Source organism: Leclercia sp. 119287 (assembly GCF_009734485.1).
Lineage (GTDB): Bacteria > Pseudomonadota > Gammaproteobacteria > Enterobacterales > Enterobacteriaceae > Enterobacter > Enterobacter adecarboxylatus_C.
In genome coordinates, this window is sequence record NZ_CP046445.1 from 1,673,826 (window position 1) to 1,687,183 (window position 13,358).

10 protein-coding genes are annotated in these 13,358 nt (G+C 59.2%); 9 read left to right on the plus strand and 1 reads right to left on the minus strand.

Annotated features, from left to right (window positions below; genetic code table 11):
- The first annotated feature begins 6 nt into the window (after nucleotides 1–6).
- The 4 genes from GNG27_RS08065 (at nucleotide 7) to GNG27_RS08080 (ending at nucleotide 3,231) form a co-directional block, all read left to right on the plus strand.
- The gene (locus GNG27_RS08065) at nucleotides 7–1,236 is read left to right on the plus strand and encodes a winged helix-turn-helix domain-containing protein (protein WP_156263341.1); all 1,230 of its coding nucleotides are present in this window, start codon (nucleotides 7–9) and stop codon (nucleotides 1,234–1,236) included.
- A gap of 45 nt (nucleotides 1,237–1,281) precedes the next feature.
- A complete protein-coding gene (gene ycaR / locus GNG27_RS08070; protein ID WP_039029479.1) occupies nucleotides 1,282–1,464 on the plus strand; it encodes a protein YcaR in 183 nt (60 codons plus the stop codon).
- Nucleotides 1,461–2,207, plus strand: coding sequence for a 3-deoxy-manno-octulosonate cytidylyltransferase (gene kdsB, locus GNG27_RS08075; RefSeq protein ID WP_142488922.1), 747 nt, complete (start codon nucleotides 1,461–1,463; stop codon nucleotides 2,205–2,207). The genes ycaR and kdsB overlap by 4 nt, the downstream gene beginning before the upstream one ends.
- 130 nt (nucleotides 2,208–2,337) lie before the next feature.
- Nucleotides 2,338–3,231 (plus strand): YcbJ family phosphotransferase, encoded by an 894-nt coding sequence (locus tag GNG27_RS08080; protein WP_142488923.1) that lies wholly within the window; start codon nucleotides 2,338–2,340, stop codon nucleotides 3,229–3,231.
- Here GNG27_RS08080 and elyC read toward each other — a convergent pair.
- On the minus strand, nucleotides 3,208–3,987 hold the full coding sequence (gene elyC, locus GNG27_RS08085) for an envelope biogenesis factor ElyC (RefSeq protein ID WP_156263342.1): 780 nt from the start codon (nucleotides 3,985–3,987) through the stop codon (nucleotides 3,208–3,210). The genes GNG27_RS08080 and elyC overlap by 24 nt on opposite strands.
- A 124-nt stretch (nucleotides 3,988–4,111) precedes the next feature.
- On the opposite strand from elyC, the gene cmoM reads away from it, so the two are divergent.
- From cmoM to ldtD, 5 genes are all read left to right on the plus strand, one after another.
- Nucleotides 4,112–4,897, plus strand: a complete 786-nt coding sequence (cmoM, locus tag GNG27_RS08090; RefSeq protein WP_142488925.1) for a tRNA uridine 5-oxyacetic acid(34) methyltransferase CmoM — start codon at nucleotides 4,112–4,114, stop codon at nucleotides 4,895–4,897.
- Entirely contained in the window at nucleotides 4,894–6,216 is a 1,323-nt protein-coding gene (gene mukF / locus GNG27_RS08095) for a chromosome partition protein MukF (RefSeq protein ID WP_142488926.1), read from the plus strand. The genes cmoM and mukF overlap by 4 nt, the downstream gene beginning before the upstream one ends.
- Nucleotides 6,197–6,901: a chromosome partition protein MukE gene (gene mukE, locus GNG27_RS08100; protein ID WP_142488927.1), complete on the plus strand. Its 705-nt coding sequence runs from the start codon at nucleotides 6,197–6,199 to the stop codon at nucleotides 6,899–6,901. The genes mukF and mukE overlap by 20 nt, the downstream gene beginning before the upstream one ends.
- Entirely contained in the window at nucleotides 6,901–11,349 is a 4,449-nt protein-coding gene (gene mukB, locus GNG27_RS08105; protein WP_156263343.1) for a chromosome partition protein MukB, read from the plus strand. Before mukE ends, mukB begins: the two co-directional genes overlap by 1 nt.
- Nucleotides 11,350–11,532: 183 nt before the next feature.
- A complete protein-coding gene (gene ldtD, locus GNG27_RS08110) occupies nucleotides 11,533–13,356 on the plus strand; it encodes a L,D-transpeptidase (protein WP_156263344.1) in 1,824 nt (607 codons plus the stop codon).
- Nucleotides 13,357–13,358: the final 2 nt, after the last annotated feature.

Sequence of the window (13,358 nt, forward strand, 5' to 3'; positions counted from 1 at the left end):
CATGGCATGGCTTTACCGCAACTCACGCTTTCAGCCGCACGTCATCTTCATCTCGCCGCGCAGGGGCTTTTGAAAAAGCCCCGCCGCCGCGCGCAGCCCGCCGATATTCTTACCACCATCCAGCGCATGTCGCTGCTGCAAATTGACACCATTAATATCGTCGCCCGCAGCCCGTATCTGGTGCTGTTCAGCCGTCTCGGTCACTATCAGCCCGAATGGTTGGATAATGCCCTGCGTCAGGGCGAGCTGATGGAGTACTGGGCGCACGAGGCGTGCTTCCTGCCGCGCAGCGATTTTGCCCTGGTGCGTCACCGGATGCTCTCCCCCGACAACATGGGCTGGAAATACCGCCAGGCCTGGATGCAGGAGCACGCGGAGGAGATTGACCAGCTTATCGCCCATATCCATGAAAAGGGTCCGGTACGTTCCGCCGATTTTGAACACCCCCGTAAAGGGGCCAGCGGATGGTGGGAGTGGAAGCCGCACAAACGCCATCTTGAGGGGCTGTTTACCGCCGGGAAAGTAATGGTGGTCGAAAGGCGTAATTTCCAGCGCGTTTACGATCTCACCCACCGGGTGATGCCGGAGTGGGATGACAGCCGGGATATGCTGACCCAGGCGGCGGCCGAAGCCGTGATGCTGGAAAACAGCGCCCGTAGCTTAGGCATTTTTCGCCCCCGGTGGTTACCCGATTATTATCGTCTGCGCCAGCCAGCGCTGGCTCCGCTGCTTGAACGCTGGCAGGCGCAGCAGCAGGTGGTGCGCGTCGAGGTGGAGTCTCTGGGCGAGATGTGGCTGCATGCCGATCTGCTGCCGCTGCTTCCCCTCGCCGAAGAGGGAAAACTCACTGCCACCCATAGTGCCGTCCTGTCGCCGTTTGATCCGGTGGTCTGGGATCGCAAGCGCGCCGAGCAGCTGTTTAACTTCAGCTACCGGCTGGAGTGTTATACCCCAGCCCCGAAACGCCAGTACGGCTATTTCGTCCTGCCGCTGCTGCACAAAGGACAGCTGGTCGGGCGGATGGATGCCAAAATGCACCGTAAAACCGGTGAGCTGCAAATTATCGCCCTTTATCTGGAAGAGGGCGTCCGGGTCAGCGCCGCGCTGGAGAAGGGGCTCACTGCCGCCATCAGCGATTTTGCGGGCTGGCAGGGGGCAACACGGATCGCGCTGGGCCATCTTCCCGACGGACTTTTTGCCGCCTGTCGAAGTGGCTGGGAAATAGACGCGGTCTGAAAAAGGAATATGGTAAGCTTTACCGATCATTGATACGGAGGAACTATGGATCACCGTTTACTGGAAATTATTGCCTGCCCGGTGTGCAACGGCAAACTCTACTACAGCCAGGATAAGCAGGAGTTAATCTGCAAACTGGACAGCCTTGCCTTCCCCCTGCGCGACGGCATTCCCGTCCTGCTGGAAACCGAAGCCCGTTCGCTGGCGGCAGAAGAGAGCAAACCATGAGTTTTGTTGTCATTATTCCGGCGCGCTTCGCCTCCACGCGTCTGCCGGGTAAACCGCTGGTCGACATCAACGGTAAGCCGATGATTGTCCATGTGCTGGAGCGTGCGCGCGAGTCCGGCGCTGAACGGATTATTGTCGCCACCGATCACGACGACGTGGCGCGTGCGGTTGAAGCGGCGGGTGGCGAAGTGTGCATGACCCGCGCCGATCACCAGTCCGGTACCGAGCGTCTGGCGGAAGTGGTTGAGAAATGCGGTTTCAGCGACGACACGGTGATTGTCAACGTGCAGGGCGATGAGCCGATGATCCCGGCGGTCATTATTCGCCAGGTGGCAGAGAACCTCGCCCAGCGTCAGGTGGGCATGGCGACGCTGGCCGTGCCGGTGCACAGTGCCGAAGAGGCGTTCAACCCCAACGCCGTGAAAGTGGTGCTGGACGGCGAAGGCTACGCGCTCTATTTCTCCCGCGCGACTATCCCGTGGGATCGCGATCGCTTTGCAGCCTCCCGCGATGAGATTGGCGACAGTATCCTGCGTCATCTGGGTATTTATGGCTATCGCGCCGGCTTTATTCGCCGTTACGTAACCTGGCAGCCGAGCCCGCTGGAGAACATCGAGATGCTCGAGCAGCTGCGCGTGCTGTGGTACGGCGAGAAGATCCATGTTGCCGTCGCGCAGGAAGTCCCTGGTACAGGCGTTGATACACCAGAGGATCTCGCCCGCGTTCGCGCCGAGCTTCGTTAATCCCCGTCATCCCCTCATCCGGGGGGATGCTTTTCTTCCGAATTTCTTCATCAGAATCGCCTCACAAGAGTGACATCCGCCCGCCACGCGCTCATTATAAAAGCAGTAGTCTTAATGTGGGTAATATCAAATGGAACAGCTGCGTGTTGAGCTCAGCCATCTGCTGGGTGAAAAACTGAGCCGCCTGGAATGCGTGCATGAAAAGGCGGATACCACCCTGTGGTCGTTATATGACAGCCATGGAAACCCCATGCCGTTACTGGCGCGAAGCTTCTCTTCACCGGATGTTGCCCGACAGCTGGCGTGGAAAATCTCCATGCTGGCACGCAGCGGTACGGTCAGAATGCCGACCGTATATGGCGTAATGACCCACGAAGAGCATCCGGGCCCTGACGTCCTGCTGCTTGAGCGCCTGCGCGGTGTCCCGGTTGAAGCACCGGCCCGCACGCCGGAACGCTGGGAACAGCTGAAAGACCAGATTGTTGAAGCGCTGCTGGCCTGGCACCGGATGGATAGTGGAGGATTAGTCGGTGCGGTGGACAGTACTCAGGAGAACCTCTGGCCGCTCTGGTATCGCCAGCGGGTCGAGGTCCTGTGGGGAACGCTGAATCAGTATCACAACACCGGCCTGACCATGCAGGACAAACGGATCCTGTTTCGGACCCGTGAATGTCTGCCCGCCCTGTTTGAAGGCTTCAATGACAACAGCGTGCTCATCCACGGCAACTTTACCCTGCGCAGTATGCTCAAGGATCCGCGCAGCGATCAGCTGCTGGCGATGGTTGGGCCAGGGGTAATGCTGTGGGCCCCGCGGGAGTACGAGCTGTTTCGGCTCAGCGAGAGCGGGCTCGCTGAGGATCTCCTCTGGTACTATCTGCAGCGGGCGCCGGTCTCAGAGTCCTTCCTCTGGCGGCGCTGGCTGTATATGTTGTGGGACGAAGTGGCGCAGCTGGTGAATACCGGGCGCTTTAACCGCGCTAACGTCGATCTGGCGTCGAAATCACTCCTCCCGTGGCTCGCCTGACAGGCCTTTCAGCCATTGCCAGACGCGCCCCAGCGTCTCGTAGCCAACACGATCGCTGTGCATCAGCCAGACCGGGGACGGAATAATCCGTTCCCAGGGGTTGAGCGGGGCGCTAATCGCCAGCTGGTTGGCCGGGGCAGGCAGCGGGTGCAGACCCTCGCGTTCAAAGAAGATCATCGCCCGCGGCAGATGTGAGGCGGAGGTCACCAGCAGGAACGGGGCATCGCCGATCGCCTGCTTCACCGCTGCGGCTTCCTCTTCGGTATCTTTTGGGCTGTCGAGGGTGATAATGGCCTCGCGCGGCACCCCCAGCGACTGGGCCACGCGTGCACCTGCTTCTGCCGTGCTCACCGGATTGCTTTGCGCCGCCGCGCCGGTGAAGATCATCTTCGAACCGGGATTGGCCAGCCACAGACGCATCCCTTCATTGAGTCGCGGCAGGCTGTTGTTGATGAGATTCGAGCTGGGCGCCCAGTCCGGATCCCAGGTATAGCCGCCACCCAGCACCACAATGTACGCAACCTTCTGATTTCCCTGCCAGGTGGGGTACTTATTTTCCACCGGACGTAACAGCCCGTCAGCCACCGGCTGCAGGCTCAGCAGCAGCAGCACCAGCCAGCCTGCCGTCGCAAAAATTTTGCCGGTTTTCTGGAAGCGGCTGAACCACAACAACCCCAGGCCCAGCGCGATACACAGCAGAAGAAGAGGGAGGGGAAGCATCATGCCGCCAATATATTTTTTTAGGGTAAAAAGCATCCTTTCTGGCTCCTTTTTTGACCATACAGCTGAGGATTGTCAGCGATATTACACCAGAGAGGTTCATTCTCCGCCCGGCTGTGACAAAATAGCGGTTTTGTTGTTAGCGGGTGGAGCTCTCCCAATGCGGGATCGCAATTTTGATGACATCGCGGAAAAGTTTGCCCGCAATATTTATGGCACGACCAAGGGCCAGCTGCGTCAAACGATCCTCTGGCAGGATCTGGACATCCTGCTCGCCCGCTTTGGCTCAAAAAAGTTGCGTGTTCTCGACGCTGGCGGCGGTGAAGGTCAGACGGCGATAAAAATGGCCGAGCGCGGACACCATGTCATCCTGTGCGACCTGTCGGCAGAGATGATCGCCCGTGCCGAAAGCGCCGCGGCACAGAAAGGTGTGAGCGATAACATGCAATTTATACATTGCGCCGCTCAGGACATCGCTCAACATTTGGAAAGCCCGGTTGATCTGATATTGTCTCATGCGGTGCTGGAGTGGGTGGCCGATCCCCAGGCGCTGTTGCAGACGCTGTGGTCGATACTCTGCCCCGGCGGTGCGCTGTCGCTGATGTTCTACAACGCCAACGGCCTGCTAATGCGTAACGTGCTGGTGGGCAATTTCGGCTACGTGCAGCAGGGCATGTACAAAAAGAAACGGCGCACGCTTTCACCGGACTTTCCGCGCGATCCGCAGCAGGTCTATGGCTGGCTGGAAGCGATGGGCTGGCAGATCGCCGGGAAAACCGGCATCAGGGTGTTTCACGATTATCTGCGTGATAAACAAAAGCAGCATGAGTGCTTTGACGCCCTGACAGAATTAGAGACGCGGTACTGTCGCCAGGAACCCTGGATCAGCCTTGGCCGTTACATACACGTCACCGCGCACAAGCCGCAGAGCAAGGATAACTTATGAGTGAATTTTCCCAGACAGTCCCCGAACTGGTTGCCTGGGCCCGAAAAAACGATTTCTCCCTCTCGCTGCCGGTAGACAGACTCTCTTTTCTGCTGGCGGTGGCTACGCTGAACAGCGAACGGATGGATGGAGAAATGAGCGAGGGCGAACTGGTGGATGCGTTCCGCCATGTCAGTGATGCGTTTGAGCAAACCAGCGAAACCATTAATGTGCGTGCCAATAACGCGATTAACGATATGGTGCGTCAACGTCTGCTGAACCGCTTTACCAGCGAGCTGGCGGAAGGGAATGCCATCTATCGCCTGACGCCGCTGGGCATTGGTATCACCGACTACTACATTCGCCAGCGCGAATTCTCGACCCTGCGCCTCTCTATGCAGCTCTCTATTGTGGCGGGCGAACTGAAGCGTGCGGCCGATGCCGCTGACGAGAACGGCGACGAGTTCCACTGGCACCGCAACGTCTACGCGCCGCTGAAATATTCGGTGGCCGAGATTTTCGACAGCATCGATCTGACCCAGCGCATCATGGATGAGCAGCAGCAGCTGGTCAAAGACGATATCGCCCAACTGCTGAACAAAGACTGGCGGGCGGCGATTTCCAGCTGCGAAATGCTGCTGTCAGAAACCTCCGGCACCCTGCGTGAACTGCAGGATACGCTCGAAGCCGCGGGGGACAAGCTGCAGGCTAACCTGCTGCGCATTCAGGATGCGACGCTGGCCCATGACAACCTGCATTTTGTCGATCGTCTGGTTTTCGATCTGCAAAGCAAACTCGACCGCATTATCAGCTGGGGCCAGCAGGCAATCGACCTGTGGATCGGCTATGACCGCCACGTGCATAAATTTATCCGTACCGCCATTGATATGGATAAAAACCGCGTCTTTGCTCAGCGCCTGCGCCAGTCGGTCCAGACCTACTTCGATGCGCCATGGGCGCTGACCTACGCCAGTGCCGACCGTCTGCTCGATATGCGTGACGAAGAGATGAGCCTGCGTGACGAAGAGGTGACCGGCGAACTGCCGGCAGACCTGGAATATGAAGAATTTAACGAAATACGGGAACAGCTTGCGGCGATGATCGAGGAGCAGCTGGCGATCTTCAAAGCCAAAAACACACCACTCGATCTCGGCCTGGTGGTGCGCGACTACCTCGCGCAATACCCACGTGCGCGCCATTTCGATATTGCCCGCATCGTGGTCGATCAGGCGGTACGCCTGGGCGTCGCGCAAGCAGATTTCACCGGCCTGCCGCCGAAGTGGCAGCCGATTAACGATTACGGAGCCAAGGTACAGGCGCATGTCATTGACAAATATTGAACACGTGATGCCAGTTAAGCTGGCCCAGGCGCTGGCAAATCCGATCTTTCCGGCGCTGGACAGCCAGCTGCGTGCCGGTCGTCACATTGGTCTCGACGAGCTGGATAATCACGCCTTTTTGATGGATTTTCAGGAATACCTGGAAGAGTTTTACGCCCGCTATAACGTGGAGCTGATCCGCGCCCCGGAAGGTTTCTTCTACCTGCGCCCGCGCTCCACCACGCTTATTCCGCGCTCGGTGCTGTCCGAACTGGATATGATGGTCGGCAAGATCCTCTGCTACCTCTATCTCAGCCCGGAGCGTCTGGCTAACGAAGGCATCTTCACCCAGCAGGAGCTCTATGACGAGCTGCTGACGCTGGCGGACGAAGGCAAACTGCTGAAGCTGGTGAACAACCGCTCTACCGGTTCCGACGTGGACCGTCAGAAGTTACAGGAAAAAGTGCGCTCCTCCCTGAACCGCCTGCGTCGTCTGGGCATGGTGTGGTTTATGGGGCATGACAGCAGTAAATTCCGCATCACGGAATCGGTATTCCGCTTCGGCGCCGACGTGCGCGTGGGCGATGACGCCCGTGAAGCGCAGCTGCGCATGATCCGCGATGGCGAAGCGATGCCGGTGGAAAACCATCTGCAGCTCAATGATGAGCATGAAGACAATCAGCCGGATAGCGGGGAGGAAGAGTAATGATTGAACGCGGTAAATTTCGCTCACTAACGCTGATTAACTGGAACGGTTTCTTTGCCCGCACCTTTGATCTCGATGAGCTGGTGACCACGCTCTCGGGCGGTAACGGGGCAGGGAAGTCCACCACCATGGCGGCGTTCGTCACCGCCCTGATCCCGGATCTGACGCTGCTGCACTTCCGTAACACCACCGAAGCCGGTGCCACCAGTGGCTCCCGCGATAAGGGTCTGCACGGTAAGCTGAAGGCGGGTGTCTGTTACTCCGTGCTGGACGTGATCAACTCCCGTCACCAGCGCGTGGTCGTTGGCGTGCGTCTGCAACAGGTCGCCGGGCGTGACCGTAAGGTGGATATCAAGCCGTTCGCCATTCAGGGGCTGCCCACCTCCGTTCAGCCAACCTCGCTGTTAACGGAAACCCTCAACGACCGCCAGGCGCGCGTGCTGACGCTGCAGGAGCTGAAAGACAAGCTGGAAGCCATCGAAGGCGTGCAGTTTAAGCAGTTCAACTCCATTACCGAATACCACTCGCTGATGTTCGATCTGGGCGTGGTCGCGCGTCGTCTGCGCTCGGCGTCGGATCGTAGTAAGTACTATCGCCTGATTGAAGCCTCGCTGTACGGCGGGATCTCCAGCGCCATTACTCGCTCCCTGCGCGACTACCTGTTGCCGGAGAACAGCGGCGTGCGCAAAGCCTTCCAGGACATGGAAGCGGCGCTGCGTGAAAACCGCATGACGCTGGAAGCGATTCGCGTGACCCAGTCGGATCGCGATCTGTTTAAGCATCTGATCAGCGAAGCCACCAACTATGTGGCTGCTGACTATATGCGCCACGCCAACGAGCGCCGCATCCATCTGGATCAGGCTCTTGAGTATCGCCGCGAACTCTTTACCTCGCGTCAGCAGCTGGCGTCCGAGCAGTACAAGCACGTCGAGATGGCGCGTGAGTTGTCCGAGCATAATGGGGCGGAAGGGGATCTGGAGGCTGATTACCAGGCCGCCAGCGATCACCTGAACCTGGTGCAGACCGCGCTGCGCCAGCAGGAAAAAATTGAGCGCTACGAAGCAGATCTCGATGAACTGCAAATTCGTCTGGAAGAGCAGAACGAAGTGGTGGCCGAAGCCGCCGACAAGCAGGAAGAGAACGAAGGCCGCGCCGAAGCCGCCGAACTGGAAGTGGATGAGCTGAAAAGCCAGCTTGCCGACTATCAGCAGGCGCTGGACGTCCAGCAGACCCGCGCCATTCAGTACAACCAGGCGTTGCAGGCCCTGCAGCGCGCGAAAGATCTCTGCCATTTACCGGATCTGACCCCGGAGAGCGCCGATCAATGGCTGGAAACCTTCCAGGCTAAAGAGCAGGAAGCGACTGAGAAGCTGCTCAACCTCGACCAGAAGATGAGCGTGGCGCAAACCGCCCACAGCCAGTTTGAGCAGGCTTACCAGCTGGTGGCGGCTATTAACGGCCCGCTGGCGCGCGCCGAGGCGTGGGAAGTGGCCCGCGAGCTGCTGCGTGACGGCGTCAATCAGCGTCATCAGGCGGAACAGGTTCAGCCGCTGCGTATGCGTCTGAACGAGCTGGAGCAACGCCTGCGCGAACAGCAGGAGGCGGAACGTCTGCTGGCTGAATTCTGCAAGCGTCAGGGCAAACGGGTCGATATTGACGATCTCGAGTCCCTGCATCAGGAGCTGGAAGCCCGCATCGCGTCGCTGTCTGACAGCGTCTCCAGCGCCAGCGAACAACGCATGGCGTTGCGCCAGGAGCTGGAGCAGCTGCAGTCGCGTATTCAGACGCTGATGCAGCGCGCGCCGATCTGGCTGGCAGCCCAGAGCAGCCTCAGCCAGCTCAGCGAGCAGTGTGGGGAGGAGTTCGAATCCAGCCAGGACGTTACGGAGTACCTCCAGCAGCTGCTGGAGCGTGAACGCGAAGCGATTGTTGAGCGTGATGAAGTGGGCGCGCGCAAACGCGCGGTCGACGAAGAAATTGAGCGTTTAAGCCAGCCGGGCGGTGCAGAAGACGCGCGCCTGAACACCCTGGCAGAGCGTTTTGGCGGCGTGCTGCTGTCCGAAATCTACGACGACGTCAGCCTCGAAGATGCGCCTTACTACTCTGCGCTGTATGGCCCGTCCCGCCACGCTATCGTGGTGCCGGATCTCTCCCTGATTGCTGACCAGCTCGAAGGGCTGGAAGATTGCCCGGAAGATCTCTATCTGATCGAAGGGGATCCGCAGTCGTTCGATGACAGCGTCTTTGGCGTCGACGAGCTGGAAAAAGCGGTGGTAGTGAAAATCGCCGACCGCCAGTGGCGTTATTCGCGCTTCCCGTCGCTGCCGCTGTTTGGCCGTGCCGCGCGTGAAAGTCGCATTGAAAGTCTGCACGCCGAGCGCGAGGCGCTCTCCGAACGCTTTGCCACGCTCTCTTTCGATGTGCAGAAAACCCAGCGTCTGCACCAGGCGTTCAGCCGCTTTATCGGTAGCCATCTGGCCGTCGCATTTGAAGCCGATCCGGAAGCGGAGATCCGCAAGTTCACCACCCGTCGTACCGAGCTTGAACGCGCGCTGTCCGCCCACGAGAACGACAACCAGCAGAGCCGCGTCCAGTTCGAGCAGGCCAAAGAGGGCGTCGCTGCCCTGAACCGTATTCTGCCGCGTCTGAACCTGCTGGCGGATGACACCCTCGCCGATCGGGTGGATGAGATCCAGGAGCGTCTCGACGAAGCGCAGGAAGCCGCGCGCTTCGTGCAGCAGTACGGCAATCAGCTGGCGAAGCTGGAACCGATGCTCTCCGTCCTGCAGAGCGACCCGGAGCAGTTCGAACAGCTGAAAGAAGATTATGCCTGGTCGCAACAGGTTCAGCGCGAAGCCCGTCAGCAGGCCTTTGCCCTGACCGAAGTGGCCCAGCGTCGGGCGCACTTTAGCTACTCCGACTCGGCGGAAATGTTGAACGGCAACAGCGATCTGAACGAGAAACTGCGTCAGCGTCTGGAGCAGGCAGAAGCAGAACGTACCCGCGCCCGTGAAGCGATGCGTAGCCATGCCGCGCAGCTGAGCCAGTACAGCCAGGTGCTGGCGTCGCTGAAAAGCTCGTTTGATACCAAGAAAGAGCTGCTGACCGACCTGCACAAAGAGCTGCAGGATATCGGCGTACGTGCCGATAGCGGCGCAGAGGAGCGGGCGCGTATTCGTCGCGACGAACTGCATGCCCAGCTCAGCAACAACCGCGCGCGCCGCAACCAGCTGGAAAAAGCGCTGACCTTCTGCGAAGCGGAGATGGATAACCTGACCCGTCGTCTGCGCAAGCTGGAACGCGACTACCACGAGAAGCGCGAGCAGGTGGTTACCGCCAAAGCGGGCTGGTGTGCCGTGATGCGAATGGTGAAAGACAACGGGGTTGAACGTCGTCTGCACCGCCGCGAGCTGGCCTATCTTTCCGGAGATGAACTGCGCTCTATGTCGGATAAGGCGCTCGGCGCGCTGCGTCTGGCGGTGGCGGATAACGAACACCTGCGCGATGTCCTGCGCATGTCGGAAGATCCGAAACGCCCTGAGCGCAAAATTCAGTTCTTTGTGGCGGTCTATCAGCACCTGCGCGAGCGTATCCGCCAGGACATCATCCGTACCGACGATCCGGTCGAAGCCATCGAACAAATGGAGATCGAGCTGGGCCGTCTGACGGAAGAGCTGACTTCCCGCGAGCAGAAGCTGGCAATCAGCTCCCGCAGCGTGGCGAATATTATCCGCAAGACGATTCAGCGCGAGCAGAACCGTATCCGCCAGCTGAACCAGGGCCTGCAAAGCGTGTCGTTCGGCCAGGTTAACAGCGTACGACTGAACGTCAACGTGCGTGAAGCCCACGCCACGCTGCTGGACGTACTGGCTGAGCAGCACGAGCAGCATCAGGATCTGTTCAACAGCAACCGCCTCACTTTCTCCGAAGCGCTGGCGAAGCTGTATCAGCGTCTGAACCCGCAGATCGACATGGGCCAGCGCACGCCGCAAACCATCGGTGAGGAGCTGCTGGACTACCGCAACTATCTGGAGATGGAAGTGGAAGTTAACCGTGGTTCCGACGGCTGGCTGCGTGCGGAATCCGGCGCCCTGTCAACCGGGGAAGCGATCGGTACCGGGATGTCGATTCTGGTGATGGTGGTGCAGAGCTGGGAGGATGAATCCCGGCGTCTGCGCGGCAAGGATATCTCTCCATGCCGCCTGCTGTTCCTCGATGAAGCGGCGCGTCTGGATGCCCGTTCGATCGCCACGCTGTTTGAGCTGTGCGACCGTCTGGATATGCAGCTGATTATCGCGGCGCCGGAGAACATCAGTCCGGAGAAAGGTACCACCTATAAACTGGTGCGTAAGGTCTACCAGAACAGCGAGCACGTTCACGTTGTCGGCCTGCGCGGCTTTGCCCCGCAGCCGCCTGAATCTCTCCCGGGGACGGCTGACGCCTCCTGATGAATCTGAAAGTGAACCATGGCGGCCCCCGGGCCGCCTTTTTTTATTCCTTGAGCTTGTACTGGCGGCTGCGTTAACTTTAAACTTCTTTACATAAGGCAAGGCTGGTGCCGGTCTGTCTTCCTATAATGAAATGAAGCCCCGGTGATGAGGGCGCGACGTAAAGCAAACAGGGGGCAAGGGATGTTGCTGAATAAAATGTATGGTCGTCAGCTGTCGGCGCTAAGTTTGTGCCTGACGGTAGTAGTGGCTCCACTGTTTTCTGCCCGGGCCGATGAGCCCGAACTGGTTCCTGTCGACAGCTCCGCCACCATGGGCGCGCAGCCTACGTCGCTGTCACAACCGCTGGAACAATCGCCAGCCACCGCCATTATGGCCGGTATCCGACCGCTGCCTGCCGATGTCACAGCGGAACAACGCCGCGAGCAGCTACTATCAGCTCTGCCGGCGGGTTACTCCCCGGTCTATCTCAATCAGCTTACGCTGCTGTATGCCGCACGCGACATGAAACCCATGTGGGACGATCGCGATGCCGTGCGGGCGTTCCAGCAACAGCTTGCTGAAGTCGCTATCGCCGGTTTCCAGCCGCAGTTTACCGCCTGGGTGGAACTGCTGACCCAGCCTGCGATAACCGGTATGGCGCGGGACGTGGTCCTGTCGGATGCGATGATGGGCTATCTGCAGTTTGTGGCGGGGATCCCGGTCAACGGTAACCGCTGGCTCTACAGCACCAAACCCTACAAGATGGCGACGCCGCCGCTGTCGGTCATCAACCAGTGGCAGCTGGCGCTGGATAACGGGACGGTACCGAATTTTATTGCCGGACTTGCACCGACGCATCCGCAGTATGCGGTGATGCACCAGTCGCTGCTGCAGCTGGTGGCCGATACGCAACCCTGGCCACAGCTGCAGGGAACCGCCAAACTGAGTCTGGGGCAGTGGAGCAGCGACGTTCCGGCCCTGCGCGAAATCCTGAAACGCTCCGGCGTGATTGACGGTGGGCCGAAAATTGCCCTGCCGGGTGACGATCCGCAAAGCGCGGTTGTCAGCCCGTCAGCCCCGCCGGTTGAGAAGAAAACGAAGCCCGTCTCCAGCAAGCCGGCCTCCTATGACCGTAGCCTTGTTGAGGCGGTCAAAGCCTTCCAGACCACCCAGGGGCTGGGCGCGGATGGCGTGATCGGCCCGGCAACGCGTGACGCGCTGAATCTCACCCCTGCCCAGCGTGCCGGCGTGCTGGCGCTGAATATCCAGCGTCTGCGCCTGCTGCCGGGAACGCTCTCCACCGGCATTATGGTGAATATCCCGGCCTTTTCGCTGGTCTATTATCAGAACGGCAATGAAGTGCTGGCATCGAGAGTGATTGTCGGTCGTCCGGATCGCAAAACGCCGATGATGAGCAGCGCGCTAAATAACGTGGTGGTCAACCCGCCGTGGAACGTGCCGCCGACGCTGGCGCGCAAAGACATTCTGCCGAAACTGTGGGATGACCCGGGATATCTTGAGCGCCACAACTATACCGTCCTGCGGGGCTGGAACAGTAAAGAGGCTATCGATCCGTGGCGGGTAGACTGGGCGACCATTACGCCAGCGAATCTGCCGTTCCGTTTCCAGCAGGCTCCCGGGGCGCATAACTCTCTGGGGCGTTATAAATTCAATATGCCGAGTTCGGACGCTATCTATCTGCACGATACGCCTAACCACAACCTGTTCCAGAAAGATGCTCGTGCGCTCAGCTCCGGCTGCGTGCGTGTAAACAAGGCGTCAGAACTGGCTAACATGCTGTTACAGGATGCAGGCTGGAACGACACACGAATCTCCGACGCGCTGAAGCAGGGCGACACGCGTTATGTGAATATCCGCCAAAATATTCCGGTTAATCTGTACTATCTGACCGCATTCGTGGGTAAGGACGGCCGGACCCAGTATCGTACAGATATTTACAATTATGATGAGATTGCCCGATCGAACACTCAGATTCTGCCCAAGGCAGAGCAATTGATCAGGTAAAT